This is a genomic window from Pantoea sp. Taur (genome assembly GCF_009830025.1).
GTDB classification, from domain to species: Bacteria; Pseudomonadota; Gammaproteobacteria; order Enterobacterales; family Enterobacteriaceae; genus Pantoea; species Pantoea communis.
Map to the genome: position 1 here is coordinate 45,335 of NZ_SZZZ01000002.1, position 15,983 is coordinate 61,317.

The 15,983-nt window shown below is 54.2% G+C and carries 13 protein-coding genes; 5 read left to right on the plus strand and 8 right to left on the minus strand.

All coding sequences use genetic code 11. The features are described from left to right. Window positions 1-32: 32 nt before the first annotated feature. Together FD744_RS02635 and manA are read right to left on the minus strand one after the other, a co-directional pair. Window positions 33-1,532 (minus strand): YdgA family protein, encoded by a 1,500-nt coding sequence (locus FD744_RS02635; RefSeq protein ID WP_160867218.1) that lies wholly within the window; start codon window positions 1,530-1,532, stop codon window positions 33-35. A gap of 128 nt (window positions 1,533-1,660) precedes the next feature. Further along, window positions 1,661-2,836 carry a mannose-6-phosphate isomerase gene (gene manA, locus FD744_RS02640; RefSeq protein WP_160867219.1) on the minus strand — a complete coding sequence of 392 codons (1,176 nt, stop codon included), beginning with the start codon at window positions 2,834-2,836 and terminating at the stop codon, window positions 1,661-1,663. A gap of 196 nt (window positions 2,837-3,032) precedes the next feature. Here manA and fumC point away from each other — a divergent pair, with 196 nt between their 5' ends. Beyond that, a complete protein-coding gene (gene fumC, locus FD744_RS02645) occupies window positions 3,033-4,430 on the plus strand; it encodes a class II fumarate hydratase (protein WP_034827360.1) in 1,398 nt (465 codons plus the stop codon). An 82-nt stretch (window positions 4,431-4,512) separates the two neighbouring features. Here the strand turns inward: fumC and tus are convergent, their stop codons facing one another. Next, window positions 4,513-5,439, minus strand: a complete 927-nt coding sequence (gene tus / locus FD744_RS02650; protein ID WP_160867220.1) for a DNA replication terminus site-binding protein — start codon at window positions 5,437-5,439, stop codon at window positions 4,513-4,515. A 155-nt stretch (window positions 5,440-5,594) separates the two neighbouring features. On the opposite strand from tus, the gene FD744_RS02655 reads away from it, so the two are divergent. Next, window positions 5,595-6,794 (plus strand): MFS transporter, encoded by a 1,200-nt coding sequence (locus FD744_RS02655; protein WP_160867221.1) that lies wholly within the window; start codon window positions 5,595-5,597, stop codon window positions 6,792-6,794. A gap of 159 nt (window positions 6,795-6,953) precedes the next feature. After that, the gene (locus FD744_RS02660) at window positions 6,954-7,439 is read left to right on the plus strand and encodes an Rrf2 family transcriptional regulator (RefSeq protein WP_034827354.1); all 486 of its coding nucleotides are present in this window, start codon (window positions 6,954-6,956) and stop codon (window positions 7,437-7,439) included. Window positions 7,440-7,484: 45 nt separating this feature from the next. Here FD744_RS02660 and FD744_RS02665 read toward each other — a convergent pair whose 3' ends face one another. The 3 genes from FD744_RS02665 to FD744_RS02675 are packed head-to-tail and all read right to left on the minus strand — an operon-like array spanning window position 7,485 to window position 9,174. Further along, window positions 7,485-7,739, minus strand: a complete 255-nt coding sequence (locus FD744_RS02665) for a pentapeptide MXKDX repeat protein (RefSeq protein WP_160867222.1) — start codon at window positions 7,737-7,739, stop codon at window positions 7,485-7,487. Between the two features lie 29 nt (window positions 7,740-7,768). Beyond that, window positions 7,769-8,551 carry a molybdopterin-dependent oxidoreductase gene (locus FD744_RS02670; RefSeq protein WP_202403392.1) on the minus strand — a complete coding sequence of 261 codons (783 nt, stop codon included), beginning with the start codon at window positions 8,549-8,551 and terminating at the stop codon, window positions 7,769-7,771. A gap of 8 nt (window positions 8,552-8,559) precedes the next feature. After that, window positions 8,560-9,174, minus strand: coding sequence for a cytochrome b/b6 domain-containing protein (locus tag FD744_RS02675; protein ID WP_058960005.1), 615 nt, complete (start codon window positions 9,172-9,174; stop codon window positions 8,560-8,562). Window positions 9,175-9,311: 137 nt separating this feature from the next. Here FD744_RS02675 and FD744_RS02680 point away from each other — a divergent pair, with 137 nt between their 5' ends. Both FD744_RS02680 and FD744_RS02685 read left to right on the plus strand, forming a co-directional pair. Further along, a complete protein-coding gene (locus FD744_RS02680) occupies window positions 9,312-10,031 on the plus strand; it encodes a response regulator transcription factor (protein WP_237449323.1) in 720 nt (239 codons plus the stop codon). Next, a complete protein-coding gene (locus tag FD744_RS02685) occupies window positions 10,028-11,470 on the plus strand; it encodes a HAMP domain-containing sensor histidine kinase (RefSeq protein ID WP_160867224.1) in 1,443 nt (480 codons plus the stop codon). Before FD744_RS02680 ends, FD744_RS02685 begins: the two co-directional genes overlap by 4 nt. A 45-nt stretch (window positions 11,471-11,515) precedes the next feature. Here the strand turns inward: FD744_RS02685 and oqxB are convergent, their stop codons facing one another. Further along, window positions 11,516-14,668, minus strand: coding sequence for a multidrug efflux RND transporter permease subunit OqxB (gene oqxB, locus FD744_RS02690; protein WP_160867225.1), 3,153 nt, complete (start codon window positions 14,666-14,668; stop codon window positions 11,516-11,518). An 18-nt stretch (window positions 14,669-14,686) separates the two neighbouring features. Beyond that, window positions 14,687-15,841, minus strand: a complete 1,155-nt coding sequence (locus tag FD744_RS02695) for an efflux RND transporter periplasmic adaptor subunit (RefSeq protein ID WP_058960001.1) — start codon at window positions 15,839-15,841, stop codon at window positions 14,687-14,689. Window positions 15,842-15,983 lie beyond the last annotated feature (142 nt).

Below are 15,983 nucleotides of genomic sequence, written 5' to 3' on the forward strand. Positions count from 1 at the left end.
GCGCGATAGCTCGCGCCGCGGGTATATCGCTGTTACTCAGGCATTCCTTCGCTGGTCTGCGCACCCAGCATATAACGTGACAGGAACTGCTCCAGTGACATCTTGTCGCCGTTCATAGTCACCTGACCGTTGCCGTATTGCAGGCTGGTGGTGATGTTATCATCCTGCTGCTGCGTCAGACGGAACATCTGGCCCATTGCCGCCAGACCTTTCACCTGCTGATCCGCCAGCTTCTGCGCATCGTCGCCCTGATAACCTTCAGCCAGCCCCACATGACGCATCGCTTCGGTAGCCATTGGCATATTGATGTTCAGCTTGCCATCCAGGGTTTTTAGCACGCGATCCACTGCGGCACCAAGATTCTGCGCCTCACCCGTTACGGTAGCAGGATCGTTGAAGCCAACGCTGAGGTTAAAGGTACTTTCCCCTTTATCGTTTTTCCAGCTCAGCGGCGCGATGCTGACGGTCGGTGAACCCTTCAGCAGCGTCGGCAGGTTATTCTTCAGGATGGTCTGCACGCTAGCCTGATAGCGGACGGGATCCTCGACTAAACCTGGCTGGTTCAGCAGTGCCTGCATCTGCGCGTTGTAGCTGTCCGAGAAGGTTTTCACCGCTTGCGCATCAAACTGTGCAAACTTCATCGCCAGCTTAGCTTCGCCGAACGGCTGCTTCTGCAGGCTGATGTTGCCGACGTTCATATTCAGATCGCCGCCGATTTTGCCATCTTTATTATCGAAGGAGGATTGAGTGTCCAGCTTCTGCAATGACAAACCTTCCTGACCGTTAATGCTGGCGTCGAGTTTATCCAGGCTGATGGACTGATCCCCCACGCGCACACCTTCCGGGCTGAGATGAGTATCACCCTTCAGCTTCAGGCCGTTAAGGGTAAACAGCACCGGCTGCTCAACCTGGTTTTTGCTGGTAACAGCGATGCTAGAGAAATCGCCATTCAGACTGACTTTATCGCCCTTGCTGTCGGCGCTGATTTCGAGGGTGCCGCCGTTGGTGGCAAGACGATCGCCGGTCTGCGCGTTGTTATAATCCACCGCCAGCAGATCCAGTGCGGTATCAGTGGCACCGCTGTACCCGACGCGCGTATCAGCGGTCACCAGCGATTTACCGTTGGTGAGTTCAAACAGTTTCTTCACCGCATCGGTGTTTTCCAGCTCGGTATGCACCGAAGCCATGCTCGGAATCAGGCTGCCGCGCTTCAACTGTGCAAAGGGGAAGGGACCATGGTCGATGGTTTCGTTCAGCACGATGCTTTGACCCGGCTTCAGCAGCGGGTTGTCTTCCGTCTGTGAACTGGCCTGAATCACCAGCTTAGTTTTGCTGCTGAAGATGCCGCGCTGGTAATCCTGGTAGCTAAGCGTCAGGCGAGCGTTCGGTGCATAGGCATTAAGCTGGGTGTTGGCGTTCTGCAACATCTGATCCATATGGCTTTCCAGCTGCTTGCCGGTAAACCAGGCCGCGCCTGTCCAGATCACGCCGATCGCTACAATTACACCTACGGCAACCTTGGTCTTTTTCATCGCTGAGTCGTCCTTATCCTTGGGTCCGCACGCCGCTGCTTGGGGGCGGCGGTGAAGAAAAACGCCCGCAGGCGTTTTAAAGTAATAGTTTGAAAGAATAGCAGTTAATGCTGGTATCGTCAGCCGGATCAGCTGAGCGCGTTATAAACCCGCGCCAGGCGTCCTGTACCTGCGGCATTAACCGGGGATTCATTGGCGGCAACGAAGCATGATTCACCGGGCTTCAACAGCAGTTGCTCACCTGACTTCTCAATCACCGCCTGACCTTCGATACAGAACAGCAGCGCCGCACTCTGTTGCGCTAACGGCTGCGGTGTGGCGGAAAGAGCGTGGATGGCAAAGGCAAAATCGTCCACCGGAATTGGGAAGTTCAGCGTGTCGCCCACTTGCTGAGGCTGCGTCAACAGCGTGGCAGCCGGTTTGGCCTCAAACTTCAGGTTCGCCATCAACTCCGGAATATCGATGAATTTCGGTGTCAGACCCGCGCGCAGAACGTTATCGGAATTCGCCATGACTTCGAGTGCCACCCCCTTTAAATAGGCATGCGGCGTCTCGGCAAACAGGAACATGGCTTCGCCAGGCTGCAGGGTGATGACGTTCAGCAACAACGGCGAGAACAAGCCGGTATCGTCCGGATAATCAGCCGCAATGCTTTTGATGGTCTGCCAGGGTTCGCCACTACGCGAGTTAAGTGCAGATTTCAGCACCGCCAACGCCAGTGATTTAGGCTCGTCTTTTAACGACAGCAGGGTGGAGAACAGTTTGGCGAGGCTTGCCTCATCAGGTTTTTCGAGGAAGTGAGCGATCTGCGGATGGGCACCGGCCACCGGCTCAAGCAGTGAGACGATTTCGTGCATCTCGCGGAAGCCGTTCATCGCCTGGAATGGGGTCAGGGCATACACCAGTTCCGGCTTGTGATTCGCGTCTTTATAGTTGCGCTCAGCAGCGCCAATCGGAATACCGGCGGCATTCTCGCGCGCAAATCCCTCTTCGGCTGCGGCTTTGCTTGGGTGAACCTGAATCGATAAGGCCTGATCGGCACACAGCACCTTAAACAAAAACGGCAACTCGCCAAAACGCTGTACGACGGCCGCGCCTAAGGCTGCGGTTTGGTCATCATTGATGACATCGCGCAGGGAACGTGTTTCACCTTTGATCTCAACGGTTGACGGACTCTTCGGATGGGCGCCCATCCACAGCTCCGCCATCGGTAATCCTTGTGGGTTCTCAATGCCGTAAAGTTCGGTCAGCGCAGTTTTACTGCCCCAAGCGTAATTTTGCAGCGAATTGTTCATTTTTTGCATCGTTTACCCTTAATAACCGTAAGTAAATAGGCTTATTAAAGCAGAAAGTGCCATACAAAATACATCAACAAGTGCAATAAACGCGATGGGCTCGCATAATGTTAATTTCTTGTGTGTGACAATCTTGCTCGCTCAACGGCGTCGCGGGAAGACGACCTGAGCGGAAACCTCTAATCTGAGCTAAGGAGACGTAGTCATGGCAGCGAATCGCATTGAAAAAGATTCAATGGGACCGATCGAAGTACCGGCAGATAAGTTGTGGGGGGCACAAACCCAGCGTTCGCTGGAGCATTTCCGTATCTCAACCGAGAAGATGCCCGTTGCACTGGTGCATGCTTTGGCGTTGACCAAACGCGCTGCAGCACAGGTGAACCGCGATCTCGGCCTGCTTCCGGCTGAGCGTGCAGAAGCGATTCTGAAAGCGGCTGACGAAGTGCTGGCTGATAAACACAGTGAAGAGTTTCCGCTGGCCATCTGGCAGACCGGTTCCGGTACCCAGACCAACATGAACATGAACGAAGTGCTGGCCAACCGCGCCAGTGAAATTCTCGGCGGCGAGCGTGGCATGTCGCGTTTGGTGCACCCAAACGACGACGTCAATAAGAGCCAAAGCTCCAACGATGTGTTCCCCACCGCCATGCACGTGGCCGCGGTCATCGCCGTGCGGGAGCAGCTGATTCCGCAAATTCATGTGCTGAAAAAGACCCTGAGCGAGAAGTCTGAAGCCTTCAAAGACATCGTGAAGATTGGTCGTACCCACCTGCAGGATGCTACGCCATTGACGCTGGGCCAGGAAATTTCTGGCTGGGTGGCGATGCTGGAGCATAACCTCAAGCACATCGAACACAGCATTCCACACGTGGCCGAACTGGCACTGGGTGGCACCGCCGTGGGCACCGGTTTAAACACCCATCCCGAGTATGCGGTGCGCGTGGCGAAAGCGCTGGCCGATCTGACACAGCAACCGTTTGTGACTGCGCCGAATAAATTTGAAGCGCTGGCAACCTGTGATGCGCTGGTGCATGCACATGGCGCATTGAAAGGTCTGGCGGCTTCACTGATGAAGATCGCTAACGACGTGCGCTGGCTGGCATCGGGTCCGCGTTGTGGTATTGGCGAACTTGCCATTCCAGAGAACGAACCGGGCAGCTCAATCATGCCAGGTAAAGTGAACCCAACCCAGTGTGAAGCGCTGACCATGCTGTGCTGCCAGGTGATGGGTAACGATGTTGCGGTGAATATTGGTGGTGCTTCGGGCAACTTTGAGTTGAACGTGTTCCGTCCAATGGTGATCCACAACTTCCTGCAGTCCATTCGCTTGCTGGCCGACGGGATGGACAGCTTCAACCATCACTGTGCGGTAGGCATCGAACCGGTGCGCGAGCGTATCGATCAGTTGCTGAACGAGTCGCTGATGCTGGTGACGGCGCTGAATACCCATATCGGTTATGACAAAGCGGCGGAAATCGCTAAGAAAGCCCATAAAGAAGGGCTGACGCTAAAAGGCTCAGCGTTGAAGCTCGGCTATCTGACTGAAGAGCAGTTTGACGAGTGGGTGCGTCCTGAAGAAATGGTTGGCAGCATGAAGCAATAATTATTGCGATAACTGAGGGGGAATGCCGCTCAGTTCAGCGATGATTGGCGATGACAGAGGCGGCCTTAGGGCCGCTTCTTCATTAAAGCTTGTCACTCCACAAGTGCAGCCGTGGGATCACCAGATGCAGCGGCAGCGCTAGCGGCTTATGACGATGCGTGACGTTATCGGCATCGTAGTCCAGCAATTCCCCTAGAATCGGTACCTGAGTTTTATCCCGACACAGCACCAGCAGCGGTGAAGGGCAGGCGAGTTGCACCTGCTTCTTATTACTGGCGCGCCAGACGCGGGCAATTGGTTGGACCTTAACCGGACGCTTGATTTTCAGTTTGGCATCGACGGGCAGTGACAAAATCATCTCCAGTTCTTGCTGCACCTTCTCGGCCCACTGTTCGCGCGTCCAGGGCGCTTGCGCACGGTTTGCCTTTAGGCTGCGTTCCAGCTGCTCGACCACGGCTTCACGGGTCAGGTTTTTAATGATGTTCTTGTTGGCCCAGCCAAAGCGCAGGCTATCCGGCGCGTGCAGCAGGGTCACACTGCGATAGGCGTTCAGGGTGATTAAACCGCGCAAATGCTGGTGAACAAATTCAAAGCGTGCCTCACTCGGCAGCCCCGACTCCACGGTAATCAGGTGTTCCAGGCGCAGCTTAAGCGCATTGATATCGGCCACCTGCTGACTGATGTGCTCGCTGACGGCTTCATCCGCTTCTATACAGATGGCGCCAGGCAAACGCACCGCAGCCTTGGTGCTGAGTTTTTCCGACTGATGCTGCATAAACAGACGACAGTAGTGAGCCAGCGCCATGTCTCGCGCTTTCTGCCCGAGATGTTGAGTCACGGCGATACGCTCAATTTCATCATTCTCGTGGCCTTTCTCGATTTCGGGCAAGCTGAATGCGCGCGCGATCAGCAACGGCTGCTGTTCGACTTGCTGGCGCAGGCTACTTAAACCGCGTTCCAGTGCGTTGACGCACTCGTGCAAATCAGCCACTAAATCATAGCGAGACATGTTACGCTCCATAGTTACAACATACCATTTAACTTATCGTATTTGGTGCCAATCTTCCACTCTGAAACGTGATTTCGCTAAGCAGGGCACACAAACATTTTTCCAGCAGGATGAACATGTTATAACAATGCTTTGCCTGCTAACGGAAACCTGTCGTGGAGCATCACCCTAAACCTGCGGTTCCTGCCATTGTGACACTGGGAGGCGTTCAAATCCTTTCGTGGGGCGGTTCGTTTTATCTTATGGCCGTGATGGCGAATCCGATCGTCGCGGAAACCGGCTGGTCACAGCAGTGGGTGTATGGCGCATTATCCTTAGGCATTTTGGTTTCTGGCCTGCTAGCCCCCTTAAGTGGCCGCCTGATTGCGGGCAGCTATGGGCGCGTGCTGCTGGCGTCGAGCGGGGCGGTGATGGCGCTGGGCCTGGTGATTATGGGATTCAGTCACCATTTGCTGCTGTTTCTGTTTGCCTGGCTGATTATCGGCATCGGAATGGCGATGGGTTTATATGACGCCCTGTTTGCCACCCTCGGAACGCTTTATGGTGGACAGGCTCGTGGCGCGATTACCGGCATTACCTTAATCTCCGGCTTTTGCACCACGCTGGTGTGGCCGGGGACTGCGTTGCTGATTCACTGGCTTGACTGGCGCGGCGCCTGTTTCGCCATCGCCGCGCTGTTATGTCTCACCGTGTTGCCAGCCTACTGGTATGCACTGCCTGCGCCGATTAAACCCATCGTGAAAACGGCGAAAAAGCAGCATAACGCCAGTGGTGAGTTGGCACCGGCGCTATTCTGGCTGCTATGCAGCATTTTTACCCTTGCTTCAGTGATCATGACCGCTATTTCGGTGCAGTTGATTAGTCTATTACAAGCCAGCGGCCACTCATTGACCGCCGCCTTAGCCATCAGCGCGATTCTGGGTCCTTGTCAGGTTGGGTCACGTATTGTGGATATCGCGTTCAAACGGGGACATCCGATCTGGACGACGTTTTTCTCGGTAGGACTGGTGGCCATCGGATTGCTGTTGCTGACCCTGTATCCGCAGTTCGCGCTGGTCAGTATGGTGCTATACGGCGCCGGAAATGGTTTGCGGGCGATAGTGCGGGGAACTTTACCGCTGGTGATGGTCAAACCAGAGGCCTACGCCATTGTGGTAGGGCGCATGGCGCGTCCGGCTCTGATTGGTCAGGCATTAACGCCGCTGGTAGGGGGATATGTTTTTCAGCAGCTTGGGGCGAATGCCACATTATGGCTGCTGTGCCTGTTGGCGTTCGTGAATGTGGTGCTGGTGGGCGTGCTAAAGCAAAAATTGCCCGCGCCCAATCCGCAACCGCAAAAGGGAGCCGTAAACTAAGCAGCCTGTGCGCTTCTGCCTGATCAAATGATGAATACGTGCCTTGATCACAGCAGCTCGCTTCTAAAAAGCAACAGTGTTTGTTATATTTATTGCTCATTGATTACTCACTGCCGCGGCAAAAAAACAATAAGATAAACCGCAACTCAGGATACAGAAATGCTTGATTACCGCTTCCCGACAGCTTTGCAGATGGTTTTGAGCGTAGCGATGGCGGAGCAACTGGGCAAACGCTCGACCAGTGCTATTTTGGCGTATGGTCTTGAAGCGAACCCCAGTTTCATTCGGAAACTGATGGTTCCGTTAACTCGCGATGGCATCATCGTCTCTACGCTTGGCCGTACTGGTTCGATTCACCTCGGGCGTCCGGCCGCAGAGATCACGTTGCGCGATATTTACACCTCTGTGATTGAAGACAAAAAACTCTGGGCTTCACGCCCTGATGTCGCACCGCGTTGTCTGGTGAGTGCCAACCTGTGCTGGTACTTCAAATCGATTGCTGAAGAGGCGGAAGAAGCCTCGTTGAAAGTGCTGGAGACGCGTACGGTGGCTGACGCACTGGCTGAGCTGAAAAAACACGACACCAGTAGCTGCGATGAACTGCCCGATCTCGAAATCGAAGACCTTTGTAAAAAATCCCGCTGATATCAGTAAAACAGTTACCGGGCATACGCCCGGTAACTGACACTGTTACTTAGACATCCCGTCCTTAGACATCTCATCCTTCGCCATACCGTCTTTAGCCATGCCATCTTTAGACATGCCATCTTTCTTCATGCTGTCATGTTTCTTCATCGGTTTTTTCATGTGGTCTTTTTTCATGCCGTCGTGCGACATACCGCTTTCATTCTGCATACCATCTTTGGCCATATTGTCAGCAGCATAAGCGCCAGAGAAAGCCATCAACAGTGCGCCAGCGAATACAGTTGCAATAATCTTTTTCATCTTCATTTCCTTACAGGGTTTTGGGGAGATTAACTGCCGCCAAACCAGTTATAGCCCTGGTCTTCCCAGTAGCCACCGGTAAAGCGGTTGGTGATTTCAATTGAAATAATATGCTTGGGGTTTTTGTAGCCCAGTTTGGTCGGAATCCGTAATTTCATGGGATAACCGTATTCCGGCGGTAATATCCGACCATCCCAACTCAGTGCTAATAAGGTTTGCGGGTGCAATGCCGTCGCCATATCAATGCTGGTGTAATAATCATCGGCACAGCGAAAGCTGACATATTTCGCTTTGGTGTCAGCCCCAATCAGTTGCAGGAAGTCGCTGAATCGAACGCCGCCCCAGCGGCCAATGGCACTCCATCCTTCTACACAAATATGGCGGGTGATTTGTTCATGCTGAGATAATTTATATAACTCAGGCAGTCGCCAGCTGCGTTTATCACGTATCAGTCCGCTCAGTTGCAACTGGTAATCATCACCGTTTACCTGCGGAATATCCTCTTCACCGTAAAAGGCATTAAACGGGAAGGGCCGCGTAATATCTTTTAGGGTATATTCTGGCGCCATTTGATAACCGCTGAATAACCATCCCTGAATACGGTCATTAAAACGTGACATGCGGCTTAAAATGTTTTCGATGTCAGGATTATTGTCGATGTCGCACCCGGTCAGCAACGCCACACCGCCCGCAGTCAAGCCCATGCGCAGAAATTGACGTCGTGAATGGCCAGACATTTTTTTCGCCAGAATCGTGGTGGCGTCTTTTAATAGGGCGTCAGTTTCACTGCTGGGACGTTCAATCTTTTTCATCGTCATTTTTAGCGTCCGCGTGTCATCAATAATAACGTTTTAGGTACCAGTGCCACCATGATCAGATGGATAACAACAAAGGCGCATAAAAAAGCCATGGCAAAAAAGTGAATGAAGCGAGCCGTGTCATAGCCGCCCAATACTTCTCGCAAAAACGGAAATTGCACCGACTTCCACAAGACTAACCCTGAAAAGGCTAATAACATGCCATCAATGACCACCAGCAAATACGCAAATTTTTGCACCATATTATATTGGCGTAAATCGTGATGGCTAAGATGTCCTTTTAATGCAGATAGGCCATCTTTTACTAATTGAGTCATGCTTAAGGGCAGAAAACGTTGGCGAAAACGTCCGCTCAGAAGATTCAGCGTCAGATAGAGCACGCCATTACCGGCAAAAAGCCACATCGCCGCAAAATGCCATTGCAGTGCACCACCCAGCCATCCTCCCAGGGTATAGCTATTGGGAAAATCAAATGGAAATAAAGGAGACGCGTTATAAATCCGCCAGCCACTGAGAATCATTAATGTCATCGCAACGGCATTGATCCAGTGAGTCAATCTCAACCACAACGGATGAACCTTTTTATCGGGAGCACATTTCACTCTGCACCTCTGCATATTGCTATGCCGTCTGGAATGAAGAGACTTTGCGCCGATATTGATCACAGAGTCCTCACGCAGAGTTAAACAAAATGTGATAACTCCGGGGGGCAATTCTGTATAAGATTTAAAGGATGTTCATTGAGGCGGTCAACATGGCGAAGAAGATCTTAATCGTTGAAGACGATGGCAATATTGCCGAGCTGTTGCACATTCATCTGCGTGACGAGGGCTTTGATATTACGCATGCTGCGGATGGTGATAGTGGCAGTCAGCTGCTGGAAAGCCAGCGTTGGGATGCCTTGATTTTTGACATTATGTTGCCTGGTGTTGATGGGCTGGAACTGTGCCGTCGTGCACGCAATATGCCGCACTACACGCCGATTGTAATGATCAGCGCTCGCGCCAGTGAAGTGCATCGCGTACTGGGGTTGGAACTGGGCGCTGATGACTATTTGACCAAACCCTTCTCGATGCTGGAGCTGGTGGCGCGCGTTAAAGCACTTTTCCGCCGCCAGGAAGCGATGAGCCAAAATTTGCGTCAGGATGCGGGAAACCTGCGTCTTGGCAGCCTGAGTATTGACCCGGTAGCCCGAGAGGTTCGGCTGGCTCAGACGCTAATTGAGCTGACGCCTCGTGAATTCGAGCTGCTCTACCATTTTGCCCGTCATCCAGGAAAGGTCTTTTCGCGACTTAGCTTGCTGAATCTGGTGTGGGGCTACCAGCACGAAGGTTATGAGCACACGGTTAACACCCATATCAACCGATTACGCCTCAAAATTGAAGCGACGCCAGCTGAGCCACGTTGGATTCTTACGGTGTGGGGACAGGGCTACAAATTCGTGGTGCCGGGTGAGGGAGATCAGGTTACATGAAACGTCTGTCACTCACTCAGCGTTTGACGCTGGTCTTTGCCCTGATGCTACTAATCAGTAGTGCGCTGATCCTGTTGATTCAGGACAACAACCGCCAGCAATACAGCGATGCCATGATGCAGAATTTATCGCGAAATCTGGCCGCTTCTATTGCCAAAAGTAGCGCATTGATGAATGCCGGAAACACCGATGCTCCGGCACTCAAGCAGCTGTTCGGCCAGATGATGTCCTACAACCCGAGCGTTGAAGTTTACCTGCTGGATGCGCAAGGACAGATTCTGGCCAATGATGCGCCAGCCGGCCATGTCCATCGCGATCGGGTCGACGTGCGTCCACTGCAAAAGTGGCTGAATGGGGCGCCACTGCCGGTGTATGGTGAGGATCCTCGTTCACCTTCCGCGCTCAAAGTGTTCAGCGCTGCGCCTATTCTGGATGGCAACAGAACGGTGGGTTATCTCTATGTGATTTTGCAGGGGGAGAATTATCAACATCTGCAGCAGGGCGTTAAAATGTCCGTGCTGCGCAGCGCCATGCTTGGGTCGGTGGTGGTGATTGTGCTGCTCGGGTTGATGGCTGGTGCGGCCGCCTATTATTGGGTTACGAGACCGGTGCGACAGCTGACACAAAAGGTGACAGCGGGTGAGGATGCGCTACAACGCCTTGCCGCGCTACCTCATTCCCCGCAACAGGATGAAGTGGCGCAGTTGCAAAACGCCTTTATCGATATGGCGCAGCGTATTGATGCTCAGGTACAGACGCTGGAGCTGAAAGATCAGCAGCGTCGTGAATTTGTCGCCAACATTTCGCATGACTTGCGCACGCCGCTGATGTCGATTCAGGGTTATCTGGAGACGCTGGCAGTGAAAGCTGGCAGCTTGACTGAAGCGGAGCGCAGCCGATATTTACAGATTGCCCTGACGCAAAGTGAAAAGGTCGGCATGCTCGCGCAGCAACTGTTTGAGTTAGCGCGGCTGGAACATGGTGTTGTCACGCCACAGTACGAACGGTTTTCGCTGCCGGATTTGGTTCAGGACGTGATACAGAAATTTGAGCTGGCGTTGGAGAAATCCCGCCTGAATTTGTCGGTTGATATCGCGTCGGGTTTGCCCATGATCGACGCGGATATGTCGATGATAGAGCGTGTTCTGACCAACCTGGTGGATAATGCCATCCGTCATACGCCGTCGGGTGGGAACATTACCCTGCGTTTATGGCTGGAAGGGGAGAACGTGATGATGGAGCTGGAAGACAACGGCCCAGGTATCTCACCGGAAGTCAGTCAGACCCTGTTTGAACGCCCCTCCATTATCGATCCTGACCGTCGTGATAATGGTGGATTGGGGTTGGTCATCGTTCGTCGTATGTTGCAATTGCATCGCGGTGATATTGCCCTGAAACCCGCGCCGGGGGCCTGCTTCCAGCTCTTCGTTCCCTTATAAAAAAGGCGGCCATCTCTGGCCGCCGCAATTTACCCTAAAACAGATTTACACCGTCTGCACTTCCGCATCCGGCTGCTTTCGCGTCACCAGTTTACGTAACGTCACATAGAACACCGGCGTCAGGAACAGACCAAACAGCGTCACGCCCAGCATGCCGGAGAATACAGTAATCCCGGTGACACCACGCACTTCGGCACCGGCACCTTCACCCAGAATTAGCGGAACGGTACCGGCAATAAAGGCAATCGAAGTCATCACGATCGGGCGCAGACGCAGGCGGCAGGCTTCCAGCGCCGACTCGACAATTCCTTTGCCCTGCATTTCCAGCTCACGGGCGAATTCGACGATCAGAATGGCGTTCTTACACGCCAGCCCCATCAGTACCACCAGCCCTACCTGCACAAACACGTTGTTATCGCCGCCGGTGAGCCACACGCCAACCAGCGCGGACAGCATGGTGACCGGCACAATCAGGATCACCGCCAGCGGCAGCGTCCAGCTCTCATACAATGCCGCCAGCACCAGGAACGCCAGCAGTACCGCAACCGGGAAGACGATAAACGCCGTGTTGCCCTGAGTGGCCTGCTGATAGCTCAGGTCGGTCCATTCGATGTTCATGCCATTCGGCAATACCTGGCCCGACATCGCTTCCAGCTTCTCCATTGCCTGCGCTGAAGAGAGCACGCGTGGATCGGCATCACCAATCAAGTCCGCCGCCGGATAGCCGTTATAACGAATCACCGGATCGGGGCCGTAAGTGGTGGTGATGTTGACCATACTGCCGATTGGCACCATCTCGCCCTGATTGTTACGGGTACGCAGATTGGCAATATCCTGTACGCTGCTACGGAAATCACCGTCCGCCTGCGCCATCACACGCCAGGTACGACCAAACTTGTTGAAGTCGTTGACGTAAGAAGAACCCAGATACACCTGCAAGGTGCTAAACAGATCGGTCAGCGAAACGCCTTGCGCCTTAGCTTTATCACGATCCACCTGCACATCCAGCTGCGGTACGTTGGCCTGATACGAGGAGATCGGGAACATCATGCCCGGCGTCTGCATCACCGCACCGGAAAGGGTATTAATGGCGGTTTGCAACGCACCGTAACCTAAGCCCGCACGATCCTGCACATACAGCGAATAACCCGAACCTTGCCCCAGACCCAGAATCGGCGGTGGCATAATCGAGAAACCGAAGCCCTGCTGGATTTTGGAGATTTTCGCGTTGATTTCAGCGTTAATTTCCGCAGCCGTACGGGTACGTTCATTAAACGGCTTCAGGCCGAAGAATACGGTGCCGGTATTCGGCGTATTGGTGAACTGCAAGGCATTCAGGCCAGGGAAGGCGACCGAATAGGCCACGCCTTCGGTGTTCATGCCGATTTCGCTCATCTTGCGAATCACTTCATCGGTACGCGCCAGTGATGAACCTTCTGGCATTTTCACGCCGCCAATCAGATACAGCTTATCCTGCGTCGGAATAAAGCCGCCCGGCACGGTGTGGAACATAAAGCCCGCGCCCGCCAGCAGTATGACGTAAACGCCAAATACCGCACCGCGACGACGCAGGGTTTTGCCGACCATCGACTCGTAGCCATCGGAACTGCGCTGGAAGAAGCGGTTAAACGGACGGAAAATCCAGCCGAGTAAGCGATCAATCAGACGCGTCGGCATATCTTTCGGTGCATCATGGGCTTTCAACAACTTGGCCGCCAGCGCCGGAGAGAGCGTCAATGAGTTAATGGCGGAGATCACCGTGGAGATGGCAATCGTCACCGCAAACTGCTTGTAGAACTGACCGGTTACACCAGACAGGAACGCCATCGGCACGAATACCGCACACAGCACTAACGCAATCGCGATAATGGGCCCCGACACTTCGCGCATCGCCTGATGCGCCGCCGCCGTCGGTGAGAGTCCCATCGCAATATTACGCTCAACGTTCTCCACCACCACAATGGCGTCATCCACCACGATACCTATCGCCAACACCAGCCCGAACAAACTGAGGGTGTTGAGCGAGAAGCCCAGCAGGTAAAGCACGCTGAACGTTCCCACCACCGAAACCGGCACGGCCAGCAACGGAATGATCGATGCACGCCAGGTTTGCAGGAACAGGATCACCACCAGTACCACCAGCACAATCGCTTCAAACAGCGTTTGCACCACGGCACGGATCGAGTCACGCACGAACACGGTTGGATCGTACGGTGCGGCCCACTGCACATCGTCCGGGAAACGAGTGGCCAGTTCGGCCATCTTGTCACGCACGGCGTTAGACAGATCGATAGCGTTGGCGCCCGGTGCCTGGAAGATACCGATGCCGACCGCGTCCTTGTTGTTCAGCTGAGAGCGCAGGGCGTAGCTACCGGAACCCATCTCGATGCGCGCCACGTCCCGCAGGCGCACCAGCGAGCCGTCATCGGCGGTTTTCAGGATGATATTGCCGAACTGCTCTTCGCTCTCCAGACGGCCCTGGGTGTTGATCGACAGCAGGAAGTCGCTGGCCTTTTTGGTCGGCTCTGCACCTAACTGACCGGCAGACACCTGCACGTTCTGCTCCTGCATGGCGCTCACCACATCAGAAGCGGTCATGCCACGCGCCGCAACCTTGTTGGGATCGAGCCAGACGCGCATCGCATACTCGCCCGCCCCGAAGATCTGAATCTGACCAACGCCTGGCAGGCGCGCCAGCTCATCTTTCACCTTCAGGGTGGCGTAGTTACGCAGATAAAGTGAGTCATACTTGCCCTTCGGCGAGAACATGTGCACCACCAGCGTCAGCGTCGGTGACATCTTCTGCGTGGTCAAACCGAGTTGACGCACCTCTTCCGGCAGACGCGCTTCCGCCTGCGCCACACGGTTTTGCACCTGAACCTGCGCCTGGTCTGGGTCGGTACCCGGACGGAAGGTCACGGTGGTGACCAGCACGCCATCAGAACCGGCCACCGACTTCATGTACATCATGTTTTCGACCCCGTTGATCGCCTCTTCCAGCGGCGTCGCCACCGAATCTGCAATCACTTTGGGGTTGGCACCAGGGTATTCCGCACGCACCTGCACGCTGGGTGGCACCACGTTGGGGTATTCACTGATCGGCAGTAGCGGTATGGCGATCAGACCGGTGGTAAATATCAAGATCGACAGCACCGCCGCGAAAATCGGTCGGTCGATAAAAAAGCGGGAGAAATCCATAACAGGCAGTCTCGATTATTATTGAGCGGAGCGCATTGCCACCGGCTGAGCTTTTACCGGCATGCCAGGCATGAAGACTTTCTGCAGGCCATTGACGATCACTTTGTCACCCGGCTTCAAACCGGATTGCACAATGCGCAGGCCATCAGCCAGCTCGCCAGCCTGAATATCGCGACGCTCGGCTTTACCCTGCGCATCGACCACATACACGTATTTACGATCCTGGTCGGTCAGCACCGCTTTATCGTCGATCAACAGCGCGTTAAACGCGGCACTGCCGGGCAGACGCACGCGGGCAAACAGACCGGGCGTGAATTGACGTTCATGATTATCCAGCGTGGCACGCATGCGAATGGTGCCAGTGCTGGCGGTGAGTTGGTTGTCGAGGAAGTCAACGGTGCCACGATGCGGATAACCTTGCTCGCCGGTCAGCGCGATTTCCACCGGCAGCGAACCGCGATTTTGTCCCTGACGTGCCATCGCCTGATACTGCAGATAGGTGGCTTCATCGACGTCGAAATAGACGTACATACGATCCTGCGACACCAGCGTAGTCAGCACGCTGGCACTGTCACCGGCGGTCACCAGGTTACCGGTGGTGATCATCGCGCGGCTGGCACGGCCATCAATCGGGGCAGTGACGCGGGTAAAATCGAGATTCAGCTGCGCCATATCAACGGCGGCCTGCGCGGAGAGCACATTGGCCTGCGCCTGACTCGCTGCAGAACGACGCTGTTCCCACTCTTCACGGGATACCACATTGGTGCCAATCAGTTTATCGGTGCGTGCCGACTCACTGCGCGCCAGCGATGCCTGACTGCGCGCGGTCGCGAGTTCAGCTTGTGCCTGCTCTAACGTCGCGCGATAGGTGCGGTCATCAATGGTAAATAGCACCTGACCCTTTTTCACGTCATCGCCTTCGCGATAGTTAACCTGATCGATATAGCCGGAAACGCGAGGGCGCAGTTGCACACTTTGCACCGCTTCAAAGCGACCATTGAAGCTATCCCATTGGCTGACTTTTTGTTCGACCACCTGCGCGACACTCACTTCGGGCGGCGGTGGCGGGGCGTTTTGCGCCACACCCCGATCGCAAGCGGCCAGCAGGCTTCCCAGCAACATCACTCCTGACAGGCTTACTGCCCGACGAACCCCATATGTTTGCAGATGCATTGTTGTTATTCCGCGTTGGTGTGAAAAAAGAAAGGACATGTACGAAAAATCTGCAACTTTTAAGATTGCATTAAAACGCGATGAGTGTAGGCTGCTGCAAACTGCATCTGCAAGAATATCTGATACACTTTATGTGCTGTTT

Coding starts and splice junctions, on each gene's coding strand:
- FD744_RS02660 (WP_034827354.1), top strand. CDS start 6,954: ATGCTTGATTACCGCTTCCCGACAGCTTTGCAGATGGTTTTGAGCGTA.
- manA (WP_160867219.1), bottom strand. CDS start 2,836: ATGCAAAAAATGAACAATTCGCTGCAAAATTACGCTTGGGGCAGTAAA.
- fumC (WP_034827360.1), top strand. CDS start 3,033: ATGGCAGCGAATCGCATTGAAAAAGATTCAATGGGACCGATCGAAGTA.
- FD744_RS02670 (WP_202403392.1), bottom strand. CDS start 8,551: ATGAAAAAGATTGAACGTCCCAGCAGTGAAACTGACGCCCTATTAAAA.
- FD744_RS02675 (WP_058960005.1), bottom strand. CDS start 9,174: ATGCAGAGGTGCAGAGTGAAATGTGCTCCCGATAAAAAGGTTCATCCG.
- tus (WP_160867220.1), bottom strand. CDS start 5,439: ATGTCTCGCTATGATTTAGTGGCTGATTTGCACGAGTGCGTCAACGCA.
- FD744_RS02695 (WP_058960001.1), bottom strand. CDS start 15,841: ATGCATCTGCAAACATATGGGGTTCGTCGGGCAGTAAGCCTGTCAGGA.
- FD744_RS02680 (WP_237449323.1), top strand. CDS start 9,312: ATGGCGAAGAAGATCTTAATCGTTGAAGACGATGGCAATATTGCCGAG.
- oqxB (WP_160867225.1), bottom strand. CDS start 14,668: ATGGATTTCTCCCGCTTTTTTATCGACCGACCGATTTTCGCGGCGGTG.
- FD744_RS02685 (WP_160867224.1), top strand. CDS start 10,028: ATGAAACGTCTGTCACTCACTCAGCGTTTGACGCTGGTCTTTGCCCTG.
- FD744_RS02635 (WP_160867218.1), bottom strand. CDS start 1,532: ATGAAAAAGACCAAGGTTGCCGTAGGTGTAATTGTAGCGATCGGCGTG.
- FD744_RS02665 (WP_160867222.1), bottom strand. CDS start 7,739: ATGAAAAAGATTATTGCAACTGTATTCGCTGGCGCACTGTTGATGGCT.